The sequence below is a fragment of the Myxococcus qinghaiensis genome (genome assembly GCF_024198215.1).
GTDB classification, from domain to species: Bacteria; Myxococcota; Myxococcia; order Myxococcales; family Myxococcaceae; genus Myxococcus; species Myxococcus qinghaiensis.
In genome coordinates this window covers 93,613-112,973 of sequence record NZ_JAKCFA010000010.1, presented here as the reverse complement: position 1 = coordinate 112,973, position 19,361 = coordinate 93,613, and the positions used below count along the sequence as shown (strand labels likewise).

The window sequence follows — 19,361 nt, the reverse complement described above, 5'->3', positions numbered from 1 at the left end:
GTGGCGGTGCGGCGGGGCCACCAACACGGCGCGCCAGCTCCCATTCCGGTGGGTCAGCTTCGCCCAACCCCGCTCCCCGAGCCACCCTCACGCCGTGCTTCCACCGACGACACACCGGGTCGTGCCCGGCGCTCGTCCCTCGCGCAGAACTTCCCGCCAGTTCAGCCGTTCAGAGCCCACATGACCCTCCCTGTCCCGCGCCTCCGACGGGTGCTCCGCACCCTGGGCCTCGCCACGTCACTCCTGCTGGTGCCTGGCCTGGTGCTCGCCGCCCGCCCCAACGCCCCGTCTCCCGAGGGTCGCGACCGCCCCCTCACCTTCGTCTCCACCGACAAGCCCTTCTACCGTCCGGGCGAGTCCGTCCTGGTGCGCGGGCTGGTGCTCCAGGCCCTCTCCCACAAGCCCGTCACCGGCGGAGTGAACGCCGTCATCGAGGTCCGTGGCCCCCGGGGAGACCTCATCGCCCAGGGCCGGGTGTCCTCCCCCGAGACGGTCTGGGGCTACTCGTGGCCCATCCCCGCCGGACAGGCCGGTGGCGAGTACACCCTGCGCATCAGCGACCCCTGGACGGCCGGGGCCCCGGTGGAGCGCAAGTTCGAGGTGCGGGCCTACCGCGCGCCCCGCCTGAAGACGCAGGTCCAGTTCCTCCGCGACGGCTACGGCCCCGGAGACACCGTCACCGCGACGCTCGACGTGAAGCGCGCCGAGGGCGGCGTGCCCGAGACGGCGAAGGTGTCCGCCACCGCGCTCGTCGACGGCGTCAGCGTGGCCCAGGAGAGCTGCGCGGTGGACCCGCAGGGCCGCTGCACCGTCCGCTTCAACCTGCCGAAGACCATGGAGCGCGGCGAGGGGACGCTGGCCTTCACCATCCAGGACGGCGGCGTGGTGGAGACGGCGGCGAAGACGATTCCCATCCTCCTCCAGACGCTGGACCTGGCCATGTACCCTGAGGGCGGTGAGCTGGTGGCGGGGCTGACGTCGCGCGTGTACTTCGAGGCGAAGACGCCCGCGAGCAAGCCCGCGGACCTGACGGGCGTGGTGCTGGATACGAAGACGGGCAAGGTCGTCGCCAACGTCCGCTCGGAGCACGAGGGCCGGGGCCGCTTCGAGCTCACCCCTCGCGCCGACACCAGCTACGCGCTGCGCATCGACTCGCCGGCCGGCATCAAGAAGACCTTCCCGCTGCCCGCCGTGAAGGCGACGGGCGCGGTCATCCGAGCGCGCGAGGATGTGATTGCTCCGGGTGGACTGGTGCGGCTGGTCGTGAGCAACACGGGCGTGGGCCGGACGTCGGTGTCGCTGAGCCAGCGCGACGTGCGGGTGGCCTCGGCGGTGCTCGACGCGGATGACGAGAACCCCGTGACGCTGGACCCGGGCAAGGCGGATGGCGTGCTCATCGCCACGGTGTGGGACGCGGACGGGCGGCCCCTGGCGGAGCGACTGGTGTTCCGCCAGCCCGCGAAGGAAATCACGGTGGAGCTGAAGGCGGACCGCACCCGCTACGAGCCGGGCGCGCCCGTGGAGCTGACGGCGCGCACCCTGCGCGGCGGCGAGCCCGTCTCCGCGCTGGTGATGCTCACCGTCACCGACGACGCGGTGCTGCAGCTCCAGGAGAAGCGCGAGCAGGCGCCCTCGCTGCCGGTGATGGTGCTGCTGGAGCACGAGGTGAAGGAGCTGGCCGACGCGCAGCTCTACTTCGACAAGAAGAACCCGAAGTCGCGCATGGCGGTGGACCTGCTGCTGGGCACCCAGGGCTGGAGGCGCTTCGCGTTCATCCACCCGCGCACCTTCATGTCCAGCCACGGAGACGCGGCCCAGCGCGCGCTCGCGATGCATGCGTCGCTGCGGCTGCCGGGCCTCCGCGACAAGGCGGACCGCAATCAGGGCGGGCCCAAGCCGTCCAGCGCCGTCAAGGGCGGCATGCGGTGGAAGAATGCCCCCGAACCGATGCATGAAGAGCGGGAAGAGGGCGAGGCCGATGGCATGGCCTTCAGGGATGACAACATGGACATGAAGGGCGCGGTGGTGGCCGTGGCCCCCGCGCCTCCCGCTCCTCCTCCGCCCGCTGCCGCGCCTGCTCCCGTTGTGGCCATGGCGCCAGAGATGGCGGCTCCGGCGGAAATCCAGATGCAGAGGGTTGAGATCCTCGATCAGCCCCACGACGACGAGGCGCCCAGGAAGAAGAAGAGGGCGCACGCCAAGGAATGGCAGGAGCCGCTTCAGCCCTCGCCGTTCATCTATCTCCGCGAGTACGCGCACATGACGCGGCCGGGCCGCAAGTCCGGGGACCGGGTGGACTTCGCGGAGACGCTCTACTGGAACTCAGGGGTGCGCACCGACGCGCGCACCGGCGAGGTCCGCGTGCGCTTCGCGACCAACGACTCGGTGACGTCGTTCAAGGCCACGGCCGGCGCGGTGGGCGACGGCGGTGAGCTGGGCTCGGCGGTGGCGGAGCTGGAGTCCTCGCAGCCCTTCTACGTGGAGCCGAAGCTGCCGCTGGAGGTGACGTCGGGTGACGTCGTCCGCCTGCCGGTGGCGCTGGTGAACGGGACGGACGCCGCGCTGACGGGTGTCTCGCTGAAGGCGGAGCTGAAGGGCGACGTGAAGCTGTCCGGCAACAAGACCCTGGACCTGGCCGCGAACGGGCGCGGGCGCCAGATTCTCTCGCTGGAGATTGGCCAGCAGTCGCAGCCGGTGGACCTGAAGCTCATCGCGAGCACGGGCAACTACACGGACACCGTCACCCGCACGCTGTCCATCAAGCCGCGAGGCTTCCCGGGCACCGTGTCCGTCGGCGGACTGCTGTCCTCGAAGAAGCCGGCCACGCACACCATCACCCTCCCCGACAGCGTGCTGCCCGGCAGCATCCGCGCGAGCATCGCCCTGTACCCGGGCCCCGTGTCCAACCTGACGGAGTCGCTCGCGCGCCTCATCCGCGAGCCGAGCGGCTGCTTCGAGCAGACCAGCTCCACCACGTACCCGATGACGATGGCGCAGCAGTACTTCCAGACGCACACCGGGGTGAATCCGGAGCTCGTCGCCTCCGCTCGCGAGAAGCTGACGTCGGGCTACCAGCGACTGGTGGGCTTCGAGACGAAGGAGCAGGGCTACGAGTGGTTCGGCGAGGCCCCCGGCCACGAGGCCCTCACCGCCTTCGGCCTGCTCCACTTCACGGACATGCAGCAGGTGCACAGCGTGGACACGCAGATGCTCTCGCGTACGCGGGAGTGGATGCTGATGCAGCGGGACGGCCAGGGCGGCTTCAATCGCAAGCGTCGCGCCCTGCACGTCTGGGTGGAGGACCCGGACACCTCCAACGCCTACATCACCTGGGCGATGCTGGAGAGCGCGCCGCAGAAGGCCGCCACGGCGAAGGAGCTGGCGCGCGAGGTGGCCGCGGTGAAGCAGGCCGCGACGAAGAGCAGCAACAGCTACGTCGTCGCCCTGGCGGCCAACGTGCTGTCGCTCGCGGGGGACGGCGCGTCAGCCAAGGCGCTGATGGGTCGGCTGGCGAAGCTCCAGCAGCAGAACGGCGTGGTGGGTGGCGGCACGCAGTCCATCGTCGGCAGCTCGGGAGACTCGCTCGAAATCGAGACGACGGCGCTGTCCGTGCTCGCCTGGCTGCGTGAGCCGGAGTACCTGGCGAACGTGCAGCGCGCGATGAAGTACATGGCGGAGTCCAGCGACGGGGGTCGCTACGGCTCGACGCAGAGCACGGTGCTCGCGCTGCGCTCCATCATCGCCTACGACAAGGCCCACGCGGCCAACCTCCGCCCGGGACGGGTGCGCGTCTACGTGGAGGGCCGTCCGGTGGGTGAGCCGGTGAGCTTCACGGGCTCCGCGCAGGAGGCGCTCAAGCTGCCGGACGTGAGCAAGCTGCTCGGCCCGGGTGGGCGTCAGCTGGAGCTGCGCATGGAGGATGGCTCGGAGCTGCCGTACACGGTGGAGGTCACCTTCAACGCGTTGGTGCCGGACAGCTCCAAGGAGACGCAGGTGTCGCTGGAGGTGGCCCTGGCGAAGCACGAGCTCACCGAGGGCGAGCCCACCGAGGCCCGCCTCATGGTCCTCAACCGCACGGGTCAGCACCTGCCGACGGCGGTCGCCATCTTTGGCGTGCCGGGTGGCCTGGAGGTGCGGCATGACCAGCTCAAGGAGCTGGTGAAGCGCAAGGTGGTGGATGCGTACGAGGTGATTGGACGCGACGTCGTCCTGTACTGGCGGGGCATGGAGGCGAAGAAGCGCATCGACGTGCCGCTGTCGCTGGTGGCCGCGGTTCCCGGCACGTACACCGGGCCCGCGAGCCGCGCGTACCTGTACTACACCGACGAGCACAAGGTCTGGACCGAGGGCGTGAAGGTCACCATCGCCCCGAAGTCCTGAGTCGCTGAAGTTCGCGGAGCGCTTCCAGGGACTGCCCGTCGCTCAGGGTCCCTGGAAGCTCTTCGCGCGGAAGGTGAGCACCAGCGTGTCGCGGTGCCCCTGGGGGCCCACGGGCTGGATGGGCGTGCTCTCGTGGATGACGCGCTCGTCGTCGAGCAGCAGCGCCGACCAGGGCTCCGTCAGCGTGAAGCGGATGCCATTGGGGCCCGCGGCCTCGAACACGCGCGTCTCGCCGCCCTTGATGTCCTGGCGGCCGACGAGCAGCACGACGACGAAGTCCACGCCGTCGCGGTGCGCGCCCTCGGGGGTCGGCCGGCCGATGCCATCCGTGGTGTCGATGCGGAACTGGTGCGACTCCACGTACCAGGTCCGCGGTCCCTTGAGCGCGGACGCGCAGGCCGCGAGCTGGCTCAAGAGCCGGGGCCACTCGGGGCGCTCGACGACGGTGGACGTCATCGGCTCGAACCAGCGCTCCAGGCCGCCGTGCAGGGCGTTGTATTCGACGGGCTGCCAGTGGGCGCGGTGCGGTACGGGAGTGACGGAGTCGCCGTCGACGATGAAGCACGAGTGTCGGCGCGAGCGATACCGGCCACCGTCGCGGAGGTACCCGTCCGCCGGGAGGTCATCCCAGGTGGGGCGCCAGAGGTCCATCGTCGCGGCGGGGATGCCCACCAGCTCGGACAGGCCCGCGCGGTCCAGGACGGCATAGCCCCGGTCGCGCAGGGTGGAGAGGGCATCAGGGGGAGCGGAGACGGGCGGAGAGAAGCTCATGGGCGCGAGGACGACGTTGCCGGCGAGTCATGGTCCTTCCGGACACCGTCGTCAACACTCGCGTCTCGTGCGGGCTCGTCGGTCCTCCAAGTGAAGGCCCAGGCGGGCGGGCGAGTCAGCAGCTTGCGAGGTCAGCGCACAGGCAGCTCGCGGAAGCTCAGGCCATCGAGATTGAGCTGCTCCACTGCGTCCTTGAAGCGCTGGGTGACGACAAGCACCATCGCGAAGTTTCTCAGCCGCATCAGGTCCAGTCCATCGGGCAACGAGGCCGCGTCGAGGATGGGCTCCTTGGGAAGTCCGAAGCCATGTCGACCACACTTCGGACACCGCGGCTGCGTCGAACTCGGGATGCAGTCCGGGTGCAGCAGACCGTGAGGCTCGACAGCCAGCTCCAGCAGTTCCTCGGCATCCTTTGGCCGAATTCGCAGCTCCGTCCTGACACCCTTCAGTCCCCTCAGTCCGGCGGCATGCAGAAGAACCAGCGCATCCGGGCGAACGAGCACGACGTCCCCATACTGCTGCAGAAAGGCAGCAAAGGGTCCCCGCGCCGTTCCCACCAGGGGTCCGAACAAGGCGCCCGGTGGCAAGGGGCTGTCTGGTGGCAGCAAGGGGCGGAGCTGCTCGCGCAGATGCTCGTACTCATCGAAGTCCTTCTCCAAGTAGGCCTTCGAGAGCTTCTTCGCCGAGGGATGATTCGTCAGGTCCAGAGCGGGGTAATTGAAGCCCGTGCTGGCCCAGGTCGCATGACATAGAGGGCAGGTGACTCCGGGCAACCCCCACTTGTGCCGGGCTTTGTACGTGCCCTTCTGCCGCTCACCGTCCCCCCTCTCCAGATGGAAGAAGCGCGTCATGGTCTCAGTACGAGAAGGAAGGGCCCACGAGCAGGTGGTACGGCAGAATGGGTCCCACCAGGTCGAAGCGGATGATCATCTCGCGAGCGTATCGATACATGTCCTCTTGGGTCGCACCGGTATGGTTATCACGGAACTTCCGCCATTCTCCATTCCAAGGTCCACCGCTGAATCCCTTGTGGATGCGGTGATGGGTGTCGATGTCGATGAGCATCGTCTCCTTGTGAATGTTGATGCCCTGCCGCTCGAACCAGTCTTTGAACTCCTGGGGAAAGATGTGGTGCTTCTCGCGCGGCTGGGTCGCCAGCGCCTTCGCCATCTCCAGCAGTCGCCTCTGACTGGGCAGCAGCTCCCGCCCGTACCAGCGAATGACGAAGACGGGCTGCGCGTCCCCGGGCAGTCCCTGGACGTTGCCCCAGTTGCGCTGTGGTGAGCGCACCGCGCTCGGCGGCAGGACGAACGACGTCCCTCGCGCCGGCACCACGCGGCCCCAGGACTCCACGTCCTCGCACCGATAGAGGCCACACGCCTCCGCCGCACACAGGAACGTGACGCACGCGCCTTCCTCCAGCCGCGTGTACTCGTCCGGATACTCGTGCTCATTCGTGGGCGTCGGCGTCGTCGCGCACGACGACAGCCAGACACCCAACCAGCACCACAGCCACCGCTTCATGACGCCCCCCGGGCTGACCTTCCACCCGAGGGGTCATATCAACGGCTACTTCTTCCCGTACTCCAGCTTCGTGCCCTTCCGCTGCGCGTAGATATACGCCTCCATCGCGCGCAACCTCGGGTCCCCGTCCGCGAGCGGCTTGCCGCGCACCGGGTTCTCGATGCACCAGTTGATCATGTCCCGCAGCAGCGCCACGCGGCCCAGCTGCACCTGGTACTTCGGATACGTCTCCGGATGCGTGTTCGATGCATCCGGGTGGCACATGTCACAGGACACCGCAATCGTCCCACCCACCGCCGCCGCGTCGTGGAACACCCGGTGCCCCTCGTCCACGAACTGCTGCGTGGACGCCGCCCACACCGCCTCGTCTCGCTGGGTGAACGCACCGTAGGAGTGCCCGTCCTGGATGTTCGTCCCCGCCTGCTTGCGGACCTCCTTGCCACCGCTCTCCGCCGTCACCCCGCCCTCGCGCATCTCCCCGCCCGTCGCGGGCTTCTGCGTCCCCATGGGCGGGTTCTTCTGCTGCGGCGCCTGCTTCTGTCCCTGCGCCACCCCAGGCGGAGGCGCCGGGTCCCAGTTCGCATCCGGGTTCTTCTTCAGCCACGTCTCCATCAGCTCCGCCGACACCCGCGCCGCCTGCTCGCGCGTCAGCGACTGCCCCTCCTTGACGCCCTTCACCTCCAGGGACGTCTCCCCGTCGCACATCCCCACCACCAGGTTGCCGTCCTTCGACACCGGCACCTTGTGACGCGGCAGCTCCGTTGTCTGAAGAGACTCGGGACGCGGCGCGGGACTCGTGGCCAACGCCACGCCTCCCGCGAAGGACAGCAGCGCTCCCGCTCCCACCCACAGCTTCATCCGGTAGGTCATCGTGTCCCCTCGCGCTCAGTAGCTCGGAAGCTTCGTCCGGGGCGGCGCATCCTGCTTCCCGCCCGACGCGAGGTAGCTCGCGCGCACGGTGATGGGATTGCGCTCCCAGAGGTTGTACAGCTTGTCCACCAACCCCGACTCCAGCACGTCCATCCGTCCATCCCCACAGCCGTCGAACTGGCTGAACGGGTCCGGCCGATTCATCTGCACCGTGAGCTGCGGCAACCCCTCCGGCGCATACGGCCACGGCCACGCCGTGGACAGCATCCCGTGGAACTGGATGTTGTTGATGCGATTGCTCAACAGCTGGTGCGTGTGCCCATGGATGACCGTGACTCGCTCGAAGGGCTTGAGCAGCGCCTGCACCTCGTCCGCGTCGTCCGTCCAGAAGTTCCAGGGCCGGTAGTACTTGTAGAGCGGTGAGTGGCTGAACACGATGACCGGCGTCTTCTTGTCCACCTTCGCCAGGTCCTGCTTCATCCACTCGCGCTGCTCACCGCCCACCTCGAAGCGAGACTGGATGCCATTGTCCAGGCCCGCGACAATCTGCATCCGCTCCTTCGGCGTGAGCTTCCGCTCCGTCCAGAAGTCCTTCTCCAGAATGGAGTTGAGCACCACGAAGTGCACGCCCTTGTGGTCGAACGAGTAGTTCGGCGCGCCGAACAAGTCCCGCCACAGCTCCCCCATGTCGAGGAACCAGTCGTGCTCGCCCACCATCATCTTCACGGGCGCCTTCACGCTCTTGAGAATCTGCGCCCCCAGCTTCAGCTCTCCCGCCTGCCCCAGCTGCGCCAGGTCTCCACCGAACAACACGAAGTCCGGCTGCGGGTCCAACCCGTTGACGTCGTCCACCGCCTTCAGGATGGAGCGGATGAAGCGGTCATTCAGCTTCTGCTCGTACAGGTGCGTGTCGGAGATGTACGCGAAGGAGAAGCGCGGCTTCGTCCCCTGCGCCTCCGCCACGTTGACGAGCTGGAAGCTCTGCGGCGACCTCAAGCCCATCCCCGCGACGATGCCCGCGGACATGCCCGCCACCCGCAGGAAGGCGCGCCGGTCCAACCGCTTCAGGCCTTCGAAGAAGGCGTCGCGTTCCTCGTAGTGCTTCGTCTCGATGCTTCGGAACTTGTTCCCCATGGACGGCGCCTCCTCAGGGCTGCTTCGTCGAAGCGGGTTTGGGCAGCGTCTCGGTGCCATACACACCGATGTCCGCCGGGTTCTTCACCGACAGGTCCGGATTGGGCGCCAGGTCTCCCAGGTTGCCCTTCTTCCCCAGCGCCACCGCCGTGTCCCGCTCCGGCCGCTGGCCCTTGCGCGCACGCTGCCTCGCCAGCTCCTGACCGTTGTATTTCGTGAAGCGCTCGTCGGTCAGCGTGAAGAGGAAGGCCACCAGGTCATCGATTTCAGGCTCCGTCAGCCCCAGGCGCTGCATCCCACCATCCAGGAACGGATTGGCCACCCCGCCCTTGTTGTAGTGGTCCATCACGTCCCACAGCGTCGTCAGCGAGCCGTCGTGCATGTACGGGCCGGTGATTCCGATGTTGCGCAGCGTGGGCGTCTTGAACGCGCCCACGTCGTTCTCCTGCTTCGTCACCAGGAAGCGCCCCAGCTCGGAGAAGCGCGTCTGCAGCGCCAGCTCGTCAATCTGCTTCTCGTCACCCAGGCGGACCAGCTTCACGCCCTCACGCGCCAGCTGGGGGAAGTCCTGCTTGTGCGCGGCGACGCCGATGTTGTGGAACTTCTGGTCGCTGAACAGCGGCGACACCGCGTTGCCCGCGTGACAGGAGTTGCACCGCGCCTTGCCGTTGAACAGGGCCCAGCCTCGCAGCTCCGACGCGTTGAGCGCCTTCGACTCGCCGTGGATGAAGCGGTCGAAGCGCGCGTTGCCGGAGAACTGCGTGCGCTCGAAGGCGGCGATGGCGGACGCCACGTCGTCGTAGGTGATGTCCCGCTTGAAGACGGCCTGGAAGGCGGTGACGTACTCGGGAATCCCCCGCAGCTTCGACACCACGGCCTCCGGCGAGGGCATGGCCATCTCAATCGGATTCAGGATGGGCAGCTTCGCCTGGTCCTCCAGCGTGGACGAGCGCCCGTCCCAGAATTGCGAGGCATTGAAGAGCGCGTTGAGCACCGTGGGGCTGTTGCGCATGCCCTTCTGGCTCTTCACCCCTTCGGCCACCGGCTTGCCGTCCGTGAAGCCCTTGTTCGGGTCATGGCACGTGGCGCAGGACGTGCTGTCATCCAAGGACAGCCGCTTGTCGTTGAAGAGCTTCTCTCCCAACGCCACCCGCTCCGGCGTCGGCGCCGCGCTCGCGGGCACCGACAGCTTCCACAGCACCAGCGACACCCCCGATGGCAATGGTGATGGCGGCGGAGCCGAGCTCTGTGTTTCGGGCGCGGCGTGGCCCTCATGGACCCACAGCAACACGGCGAGCGACAGGGCAACGCCTGACGGCGTTCGCATGGTCACCCCTCCCAACCGGCAACGGACGACGCCGCGAGAAAGTCGCGGCGCCCGATGCCGGAACAGCTCTTTCCGAAAAACACCACTTTCCTCGCCCTGCAGTCCAGGAGACCGGCGGAGGAGTGTCCACCTGTGGAAACCCACGGGGTCCGCGAGGCAGGCGGGGTGTTGAGTCCTGGAGGAAGCGCTGTGCGTCAGCGCGCGGGCAGGCGGAAGTCTCGCGCGCGGACGAGCAACCCGGAGGCGGTGGCGGGCGCGAGCACTGCGGCGGTGATGACCAGCCAGTCCACGGCGCCTCGCGCTCGCCCCGCGTTGTAGGTGGCGGCCTGCACGAAGGTGAGGCACGCATCCGCGGCGGTGAGGCACACCAGCGCGGTGGCCAGGCCGTCCCGCCAGCGGCGCACCAGCGAGAAGAGTCCCGCCGCCAGCCCCACGTCGAACAACACCCAGCTCCACTGCACGCGCATGGAAGGAAACCAGCGCGTGGTGGAGGGCAGCGCCAGCAGGGCCGTCCACGGAATCAGCAGCACCGCCAGCCCATGCACCAGCAGCCGGGGCCGCCGCAGCAACGTCGCCACGCCGAAGCGCACCAGGCTGCCACGCGCGAAGGCGCGGAGCGCGTCGTATACGGCGAGCAGTCCGCCATGGGGCTCGGGGTACGCGAGGTGGAGCGGCACCCAGGTGTCCGGACGGAACTTCGCCTTGAAGGCGCGCAGGCCCTCGAAGTCGAACAGCGGCTTGCCGCACGCGCGCGCCAGTCGCAACCACGGCCGCACGGGGCCCGAAAGCGGCGCCAGGCCCAGCGTCACGTAGCGCCGTCCCTCGGCGGAGGCCGCGCGCATCGCCGCGTCCACCAGCGCCTCGGCGGTGCCGTTGGGCGCCTCGGGGTCTCTCAAGAGGTCCTGGAGGAACCAGCCATCCCGCGCGTAGACGGGCGACACGAGCAGCACGCCCACCAGCTCGCCCTTCACCTCCGCCGCGAAGGCGCGCCGCTCCCGCGCGAAGGCATCCGGCCGCAGCTGCACCAGGAAGCCCATGGGCGCCATGCGACGCGAGGCCAGCCAGCGCGCTCGCAGTCGCTCCAGTGCCTGTCGCGTGGGGTGCTCGGCGTCCTCCAGCACCTGGGCGGGGAGCTCGCGCACCACGACGTCATGCGCGCGCGCCCGGCGGAGCTGCTCGCGCAGGCTCTTGCTGCCGCGCACCACCGACTCCCAATGCCCGGGCTCCCACACCGGCTGCTCGCCGATGGAGAGCGACTTCATGGGCACCCACTCCGTGAAGCGCGGCTCCGTGGCGAAGAAGCACACGCGCCGGCCCGCTCGGCGCGCCGCGTCCTGGAAGCCCGCCACCGCGCGCACCAGGGAATCCGGCGCGGCGATGGGCGCGCCCGCCGCCACCCACGCGCCGCCCGTGTCGACGTACGCGACGAAGGCATCTCCCGCCGGGTCGAACCAGTAGCGGAAGCCCGGCATCAACACCTGGAAGGACGTGGCGTTCCACCCGAACCGGCGCAGCAGCTCCAGGGCCCGCTCGCGCTCCTGTGTTTCCGCCTCGCCGTCCGCGTCCACGTCCCTCAGGCTCCTCGGGCCGGCAAGGGCCCACCCAGTCCACGCTCCCTGCGCCGCGAGTTCTCCAGCCGCCGCCGATGCGCGCCCAGCAGGTCGCTGCGGGTGATGATGCCCACGACGCTCGAAGGAATCTCACGCCGGACCACCGGAAGGCGACCCACGCCCTCCTCCACCATGAGGTCCGCCGCCTCGCGCAGTGAGCTGTCCTCATACGCCACCGACGGAGGACGCCCCACCACGTCCCGCACACGCCGCCCCTCGGGCGCCTGCCCGCCCACCAGGTCCCTGCGGGTGACGACGCCCACCAGGGCACCGTCCTTCACCACCGGGAAGCCCTGGTGACGGGTGCCCGCCACGTCCGACAGCAGCCACGCGCGGACCGACTCCAAGGACTGGTCCGCATCCAGCGTCACCACGGGCTTGAGCCCCACCTCGCGCACCAGCATCTGCCCCAGCGCATCCACGCCGTACTCGGTGATGACCCGCCCGCCACGCCGCGCCAGCTTCTCCGTCATGATGGAGTGGCGCATCAGCAGCGACGACACCAGGTAGGCCGCCGCGCAGCCGCCCAGCAGGGGCAACAACCCCAGGGGCTGGCGTGTCGTCTCGAAGGCGAACACCACCGACGCCAGCAGCGCGCGCGAAGCCCCCGCGAAGATGGCCGCCATGCCCACCAGCGCGGCCACGCGAAGGTCCACGCCCAGCCCAGGCGCAAGCCGCATCGCCACGAGCCCCAGCCCCGAGCCCAGTCCACCGCCCAGGGTGAACAGCGGCGCCAGCGTCCCGCCGGAGGTGCCGCTGCCCAGCGCCACGGACCAGGACACGAACTTCAGCGCACAGAACACGAGCATGGCCGTGCCCACGAAGCGCCCGGAGAGGATGTCCTCGATGTTGGTGTAGCCCACGCCGAACGTGCGCGGAGACAACCACCCCACCACCCCCACCACGAGCCCTCCGAGCGCCGGCCACCACATCCAGTGCACGGGCAGCTTCTCGAACGCATCTTCGATGGCGTACACGGCGCGGGTGGCCAGCGTGGACGCCAGGCCCACCACCGCGCCCAGCACGATGTAGAACGCCAGCGCGGCGCCGCCCGGCAGCGCCAGCTCCGGCATCGCGAAGGCCGGCGCGCTCCCCTCGAAGGCCAGCCGCACTCCGGTGGCCGTGGCCGTGGCCAGCGCCACCGGGATGACCGAGCGCGGGCGGTACTCGAACAACAGCAACTCCACCGCCAGCAGCACCGCGGAGACAGGCGCGCCGAAGGTCGCCGCCATGCCCGCCGCCGCGCCTGCGGCCAGGAGCGCCTTGCGCTCATCCGCCGTGACGCGCAGCACCTGCCCCAAGAGCGAGCCCAGCGCGCCCCCCGTGGCGATGATGGGGCCCTCCGCGCCGAACGGTCCTCCCGTGCCGATGGCCACCGCCGCCGACAGCGGCTTGAGGAACGTCATCCGAGGCGGAATCCGGCTCTGGTTGTAGAGCACCTGATCCATCGCCTCGGGGATGCCGTGGCCCCGGATGGCCCGTGAGCCATAGCGCGCCATCACCCCGACAATGAGCGAGCCCACCACCGGCACCACGATGACCCACGCGCCCAGCGCGTGATTCACCGGGGAGACCTCCGCGGTGGAGAACCGGCCGAAGAAGGCGATGTTCGTGAAGAGGTGGATGAGCGCGCCCAGCCCCTGGGCCACCAGCCCCGCCGCCACGGCCAGCACCACCGCGAGGGCGCTGATGAAGACCACCCTCCGGTCCACCACGTCCACCGTCGTGGGCGCGCGCATGCCCGCGAGCGTGGGGCCCATGGACGGCGCCACGGGGAGCCGCGAGCGGGCCTCCTCGCCCAGCCCAGCCTCCACTCGATTCGCTTCAGGCAGCTCCATGAGACTTCTCCTTCTTGCGCGGGGTCGCCTTCTTCTTCGTCGTCGCGCGCGCGCGTGTCCGGCCGGGCGCGGGCTCGTCCTCGAAGAAGAGCGGCGCCTCGTTTCCCTCCAGCCCCAGCTCCCTGACGAGGGCAGACAGCCCCTGGGCCAGTCCCTCGCGCGCGCCGGGCTCCAGCCGCCGGAGGCCGGTGATGAGCCGGGCCTGCGCCATCGCGGGCGTCTCGCGCAGCAAGGCCCGCCCCGCGGGAGAGAGCGCCACCTCCACGCGGCGACCGTCTTCCGCCGAGGGGCGCCGCGTGGCCAGCCCTCGCTCCAGCAGCCGCGCCACCACCACCGACACGCTGCTCTGGTGCGTGAGCGTCCGCTCGGCCAGGGCGTTGATGGAGCAGGGTCCCGCCTCCGCGAGCTGCTGGAGCACGAACAGCTGCGCTCCGCTGATACCCACCAGTCGCTCCGAAGCCCTCGCGGAGACCCGCAGCAGCCGCACGATTCGGCGGATGCCGTCCATCACCTCGCGCACGTCTTCGCCGCCGGTTCGATTTATATGGGAGCCCATTGAATTGAGCGGAACGTACGGTCCGCGGCTCGCGTCCGCAATGAGAAAGGGGGGTGGACGCGCACCCGCCGACCTGCCTGCCGGAGGGTCGCCTCCTCCCGGACGAGACGAAGCTCCGGGCAGGTCGCGAATGACCGCGTGAAACATCTGTCGACAGTTCACCAACTCGGGCGGTGCACGAGTCGACGCCATGAGGCGACACGCTAGACACGGGGCCCCTTTCACAGGAGCTCCCGGCTTGAGTCCTTCCAGACGTCCCGGTGCCTCAGGTGGCGCCGGGCACATCCCGCCCTGCATCCTCGCCGTCCTGCTGCTCTCCACGCCGTCCGCCGCCGAGCCCTCGACAGGCGTGCGCACCAACACCGCGCGCCTCATGGGCACCGACGCGGCCGAGGTCATCGACGCGCCCGTGCTGGGACTCCAGCGCACCGCGCTGCCATTGTTCGCGGGGCTGGCGGTGGACACCTCCGTCTACGCGGACGTGATGCTCGCGCCCAACGTGGGCTTGCGCTGGGCGATGGCGGCGGGCCCGCACCGCCTGGTGCTGGGCGCGCGCTACACGCAGTTCGTCGGCGCCTCCCTCTATTCCAGCATCGTCGAGTCGGAGACGCCCTCCATCCAACGCTTCGAGCCGGAGCTGAGCGGGCCTTCCTTCTATGGCGTCTATGGCCTCGCGCTCGGCCCCCTGCTCGTGCAGGGCGAGGCGCGCTACGCGCACTACACCTCCGACTATCTGTCCTTCACGGGCGGCGTCGCCTTCAACTTCACGGGCCCCTGGTCCGTGGTGGGCGAAGCGGGCGTGCGGGTGAAGGGCGGAGCGACGCTCCGAGCCGCCGCGGGCCTGCGCTATGGCGGCGAGCACCTGGGCTTCGGGCTGGGCGTCACCTACGTGGACCTGAGCGACCCCGCTGTTCCGGGAGAGGAGCTGCCCGTCCTCCCCGTCCTCGACCTCTCCTGGACCTTCCGATGATGACCCGCGCGCTCCTCGCTTCGTGCTTCCTGGTGTTGTCCGGCTGCTCGGCTGAAATCGCCATCGAGACAGAGCCCTTCGACGTGCGGGTGCCCGTCACCTCCGTCCTCCAGCCCGTCTACGCGGAGGTGGCGTTGGACCTGCCCGAGGAGTCGGTGAACACCGAGGACCTGGACCTCGTGGTGGAACAGGTCGCCTCCACGCTCGACGTCGTCAATCCGTCCTCGACGCTGACGCTGCGCACGTCCATGCGACTGTCCTTCACCGGGCAGGCCACGCCGGAAGAGGCCGTCCTCTACACGGACCTGAACCGGCCGGCGTACTACGCCCAGGCCACGGAGATCCTCCCCTCGCGCGAGTTCAGACCCAACACCCGCACGGCGGTGCGCATCGACAGCCCCGCGCTGAAGGACGCCGTGGGACGCCGGCGCGTCTGGTTCATCATCAGCAACACCGTGGCGCGTGGAGACCTTGGCGCGCCGCAGCTCCCGGTGGAAATCCTGCTCGAGAACATCATCTTCCAGGCCGTGCTCACCAAGCCGTTTCCAGGCCTGGGCGGCGCGCTGGAAGTCGGAGGACTGTAGCCCCACGCCTCGCCCCGCGCGGCCCTCGCCACTTCCCTGGGACGGAAGCGCGCTGCCCTCGTCTCGCACTCCGGGACGAGGCGGGCGTCGTGCCGCTCACCGCGCTCGCCCGTGGAGCGCGGCACCCTCGATGCACAGCGAGCCCCCCACGAGTGTCGAGCCTGGGGGGATGGATGCACGGAAGATGGAAGCCGGGTTGGAGGGAAGCAGGCGTCGTGGCGGTCCTGGCCCTCCTTCCACACTGCGGAGGGAGCACCTCGCCCCAGGGCGCCGAGCCCCTGGTGCGGCATGGAGACTTCGCCGCCGGAGGAGGCACCTTCGTCGCGGTCGCCGACGCACAGGTGGACTCCTCGCGGCCCTCGATGAACCTGGGCGCGGAGGAGCAGCTCTGCGTGGACCGCTCACCCACCGAGTACCGCGCGTTCCTGCGCTTCCAGGTGAAAGGGGTGCAAGGCCGCGTGAAGCGCGCCACCCTGCGCCTGTTCGTCACCAATGGTTCGGAGGATGGTCCCGTCGTCCATCGCGTCGACGCGCGGTGGAAGGAAGACGAAGTCACGTACAGCCGACAGCCCGCGCTGGTGGGGCCGCCCCTGGCAGACGCGGGAGCACTGCGCGCCGGGAGCTGGGCGGAGCTGGACGTGACGCAGGCGGTGACGGGCAACGGCGTCCTGAATCTCGGGCTCTATTCGACGGGGGTCGACGGCGCGGACTTCAGCTCGCGCGAGGACAGCAACCCCGCCCTGCATCCCCGCCTCGTGGTGGAGCTGGAGACGGCCTCACCAAGGCCCCGGGCCCCCGCGCCCGACTGGGTGCTCCACCGGGGCGGACAAGGCGACGAGCAGGTGCGGGTGATGGCGACCGCGGAGGACGGCCTCGACTTCCTCGTGGCAGGCGCCTTCACCGGCAGCGGCGACTTTGGAGGCGAGGTCTTCCAGGGCGAGCGCGGCCTCGTCGTCGCGCGCTATGGAGCGGACGGCGCGCACCAATGGTCTCACGCGTATGCCGTGGGCGAGCAGGTGGAGGCCACGGGGCTCGCCGTCGCGGCCTCGGGTGAGGCGTGGCTGGTGGGCACCTATCAAGGCGCTCCGGATTTGGGCACGGGTGCGCTGCCGCGCATCGAGAAGACACCGGACACCTCGGGCTTCTTCCTCCTCAAGCTGTCACCGGAGGGCGAGCCCCTCTGGTCCAAGGGCTTTCGCGCGGAGCACGCCCCGTCGGCCTCCGGCGTCAGTCGCACGGCGATGGTGCGCGCCCAGGCCGTGGTCATCGACTCGCAAGGCAGCGTCGTCGTCACCGGCCACTTCCAGGGGGAGCTGGGCCTGGGCCGAGGCAGGCTCTTCGCGGACCCGGGCAACCGGACGCGGGATGACTCCGTGACGGCGCTCTTCCTCGCGAAGTTCCACGCGAGCGGCGCGCACGCCTGGTCCCTCGCGTTTCCAGGGGGCGACTCGGGCACTCGCACGGAGGCGCTCGCCACGGATGGCGCGGGCTTCATCTACGTGGGTGGAGACACCGACTCTTCGTTGCTGGGAGCGACGGCGCCACACACGCCCTTCCTCGGGAAGCTCTCCGCCAACGGCACGCCGCAGTGGTTCCGTGCGCTCAACGGAGCGCGGGGCAGTGTTCGCGCGCTCGCGCCGCTCGCCCAGGGTGACGTGGCCTTCGTCGGTGACGTCAGCGGGACGTTCTCCTTTGGCGGAGAGGAGCACCACGCGAGCGAGGACATGCTGCTCGGCACGCTGCATGCGACGGCCGCGGAGGGCTGGGTGCGGGTGCTGGGAGAGCGGGGCGCGGCACAGGCCCACACCCTGGGACTGAGCTCGGCCGGCGAGCTCGTCGTCGGAGGGTGGACGCTAGATGAGCAACTGGACTTGGGAGGCGGCGCGCTCGGAGCGTCCTCCGTCCCGCGCGGTGACGTCCTCCACTTCCTGGCGCGCTATGACGCCTCGGGCACCCACCTCGACTCGCGGGCATTGGGAATCACCGGCCCGGGCAACGTGGCGCTCCAGGTGACTCCCGGTGGCCAGGCGCGGGTCTGCATTCCTTTCGAGGCCTCGCTGACACCGGAGGACACGACGTACACCTCACGAGGCGAGGGGGACTTGTTGTTCCTCCAGCTCACCTCCGAGCCACGGCGCTGAAGCGCTCGCGTCACGCGTCGTCGCCCGTCTCGTCCTCTTCCTCACCGCCGCTGCTCGCGGCGGGAGTCCGGCCCAGCAACTGGTCGATGTCCGTGCGCGCGGTGGTCGCCTCCGCGCCCGTGATTCGGCCCACGGACGAGAGCTGGTCGACAATCCAGTGGGCGCGCCTCCACAGCGCCCGCGAGCCCGACTTCGGAGAGCGCTTGCGAGGCGCCGGCAGCATCGCGGCGAGGATGGCCCCTTGCGCGACGGAGAGCTGGGAGGCGGACACGCCGAAGTGCTCACGCGCACCGGCCTCGATGCCATAGACGCCGTTCCCCCACTCCACGACGTTGAGGTACAGCGCGAGGATGCGCTTCTTCGTGAGCGATTCCTCCAGGCGGTGGGCCAGCACCAGCTCCTTCGCCTTGCGGAACAGGCTCCGGTCCGTGGACAGCCAGAGGTTCTTCGCGAGCTGCTGGGTGATGGTCGATGCGCCACGGCCGAGCTGGCGCTTCTCCCAGGCCTCACCCATCGCCTTGCGCAGCTCCGTCGTGTCCAGGCCCTCGTGGCCGTAGAAGCCCGCGTCCTCGGACACCAGCACGGAGGCCACCGCGTGCCTGGAGATGGAGGTGAGCGACACCCACTGCTGTCGGCGGCGGACCTTCTTCCCCGCCTCCCGAGCCTCCTCGGCGCGCTGGTCCATCAGGGCCGTCGACTTCGGGTTCTCCCGCACCAGCGACTCGGCCTCCGGGAGCGTGACGTACTCATACACACCGAAGCCAAGCAGCAGCACCGCCAGCCCGAGCAACACCCGACGCCGCCACGACCTGGGGCGCGACGTCCGCGCGGTGCGGGTGACGGAGGGTGCTGGAGGAACGACGGCCACCCGCGAGCCGGACGGGGGCACGGCCTCGGGTTGCTCCGAGGTCTCAGGGCCTTCCGGTCGTCCGTCCGTGTTCGACATCTGCGCCGTGCATAGCGCCTCCGGCCTCCGCCGTCACGCCCCCGTCCGGCGCCCTGCCTTTCGTCAGCGGCGAGCGCCCGACACGGAGACAGGCTCCACCTTCCAGCGCTCATCGACCGAGGCGAACCCGGCCACCAGCTCTCCCGCCAGGTAGCCCCGGTTGCGCTTGTCGCGGCGACGGAGCCAGTCATTGAGGACGCGGCCCTTGTCGTCCTTCCTCGCCTCGGGACGCGCCAGGTTGAAGCGGCTGCGCTTCACTCCGCCCCCCGCGCGGTGGACGAACGTCACGGTGCCATCGGCCCCCACCCGCTCGACGATGCCGATGTGCGTGAGGCCGTCGTTGAGCCGTCCATCCTTGTTGCGGTCGATGGTCTCCCGGAAGAACACCAGGTCCCCGGCTCGCGGCTCCTCGCGCAGCGCGCCCAGCGTGCCCGCCTTCCGGTAGATGGCCTTCACGCCATTCTCCCCGGGCAGCGTCAGCTCCGGCAGCAGACTGAGGCCGGGCTTGCGGTACGCCAGCTGCGTCAGGCCCGAGCAGTCGTCGTTCACCGCCGTGCTCACCGTCCGCAGCGAGCCAAGCCCCACCCAGCCCTTCGCGCGCCACAGGGCCCGGTCCGACAAGGCAACCTTCGTGGCGACCCGCTTCGGCGGAGTGCGCCTCGCGGCCTCGGCCGTCCCGCCCCACACCCACAACGCCACCAACACCCCGA

General features: G+C 69.7%; 15 protein-coding genes. 4 read left to right on the top strand and 11 right to left on the bottom strand.

Annotated elements, in window-relative coordinates:
* Positions 1–180: 180 nt before the first annotated feature.
* Entirely contained in the window at positions 181–4,380 is a 4,200-nt protein-coding gene (locus LZ199_RS20300) for an MG2 domain-containing protein (protein WP_253995390.1), read from the top strand.
* 42 nt (positions 4,381–4,422) lie between these two features.
* Here LZ199_RS20300 and LZ199_RS20295 read toward each other — a convergent pair whose 3' ends face one another.
* The 9 genes from LZ199_RS20295 to LZ199_RS20255 form a co-directional block, all read right to left on the bottom strand.
* Positions 4,423–5,151, bottom strand: coding sequence for a 2OG-Fe dioxygenase family protein (locus tag LZ199_RS20295; RefSeq protein WP_253995389.1), 729 nt, complete (start codon positions 5,149–5,151; stop codon positions 4,423–4,425).
* A gap of 131 nt (positions 5,152–5,282) precedes the next feature.
* Positions 5,283–6,002, bottom strand: a complete 720-nt coding sequence (gene sitI6, locus LZ199_RS20290) for a SitI6 family double-CXXCG motif immunity protein (RefSeq protein ID WP_253995388.1) — start codon at positions 6,000–6,002, stop codon at positions 5,283–5,285.
* 4 nt (positions 6,003–6,006) lie between these two features.
* Positions 6,007–6,675, bottom strand: coding sequence for a SitA6 family polymorphic toxin lipoprotein (gene sitA6, locus LZ199_RS20285; RefSeq protein ID WP_253995387.1), 669 nt, complete (start codon positions 6,673–6,675; stop codon positions 6,007–6,009).
* Between the two features lie 45 nt (positions 6,676–6,720).
* Positions 6,721–7,545, bottom strand: a complete 825-nt coding sequence (locus LZ199_RS20280; protein ID WP_253995386.1) for a c-type cytochrome — start codon at positions 7,543–7,545, stop codon at positions 6,721–6,723.
* Between the two features lie 15 nt (positions 7,546–7,560).
* Positions 7,561–8,679, bottom strand: coding sequence for a metallophosphoesterase family protein (locus LZ199_RS20275; protein ID WP_253995385.1), 1,119 nt, complete (start codon positions 8,677–8,679; stop codon positions 7,561–7,563).
* 13 nt (positions 8,680–8,692) lie between these two features.
* Entirely contained in the window at positions 8,693–10,006 is a 1,314-nt protein-coding gene (locus tag LZ199_RS20270; RefSeq protein WP_253995384.1) for a cytochrome-c peroxidase, read from the bottom strand.
* A 194-nt stretch (positions 10,007–10,200) separates the two neighbouring features.
* Positions 10,201–11,574, bottom strand: coding sequence for a phosphatidylglycerol lysyltransferase domain-containing protein (locus tag LZ199_RS20265; RefSeq protein WP_253995383.1), 1,374 nt, complete (start codon positions 11,572–11,574; stop codon positions 10,201–10,203).
* Positions 11,575–11,579: 5 nt separating this feature from the next.
* Positions 11,580–13,454: a chloride channel protein gene (locus LZ199_RS20260; protein WP_253995382.1), complete on the bottom strand. Its 1,875-nt coding sequence runs from the start codon at positions 13,452–13,454 to the stop codon at positions 11,580–11,582.
* Positions 13,441–13,974 carry a MarR family winged helix-turn-helix transcriptional regulator gene (locus LZ199_RS20255; protein WP_253995381.1) on the bottom strand — a complete coding sequence of 178 codons (534 nt, stop codon included), beginning with the start codon at positions 13,972–13,974 and terminating at the stop codon, positions 13,441–13,443. Before LZ199_RS20255 ends, LZ199_RS20260 begins: the two co-directional genes overlap by 14 nt.
* A 274-nt stretch (positions 13,975–14,248) precedes the next feature.
* Between LZ199_RS20255 and LZ199_RS20250 the strand changes: the two genes are divergently transcribed.
* The 3 genes from LZ199_RS20250 (at position 14,249) to LZ199_RS20240 (ending at position 17,705) form a co-directional block, all read left to right on the top strand.
* Entirely contained in the window at positions 14,249–14,980 is a 732-nt protein-coding gene (locus LZ199_RS20250; protein WP_253995380.1) for a hypothetical protein, read from the top strand.
* A complete protein-coding gene (locus tag LZ199_RS20245; RefSeq protein ID WP_253995379.1) occupies positions 14,977–15,564 on the top strand; it encodes a hypothetical protein in 588 nt (195 codons plus the stop codon). The genes LZ199_RS20250 and LZ199_RS20245 overlap by 4 nt, the downstream gene beginning before the upstream one ends.
* A gap of 215 nt (positions 15,565–15,779) precedes the next feature.
* On the top strand, positions 15,780–17,705 hold the full coding sequence (locus LZ199_RS20240; RefSeq protein WP_253995378.1) for a CBM96 family carbohydrate-binding protein: 1,926 nt from the start codon (positions 15,780–15,782) through the stop codon (positions 17,703–17,705).
* Between the two features lie 10 nt (positions 17,706–17,715).
* Here the strand turns inward: LZ199_RS20240 and mtgA are convergent, their stop codons facing one another.
* Positions 17,716–18,651 carry a monofunctional biosynthetic peptidoglycan transglycosylase gene (mtgA, locus tag LZ199_RS20235; RefSeq protein WP_253995377.1) on the bottom strand — a complete coding sequence of 312 codons (936 nt, stop codon included), beginning with the start codon at positions 18,649–18,651 and terminating at the stop codon, positions 17,716–17,718.
* A gap of 63 nt (positions 18,652–18,714) precedes the next feature.
* On the bottom strand, positions 18,715–19,356 hold the full coding sequence (locus LZ199_RS20230) for an NlpC/P60 family protein (protein ID WP_253995376.1): 642 nt from the start codon (positions 19,354–19,356) through the stop codon (positions 18,715–18,717).
* Positions 19,357–19,361: the final 5 nt, after the last annotated feature.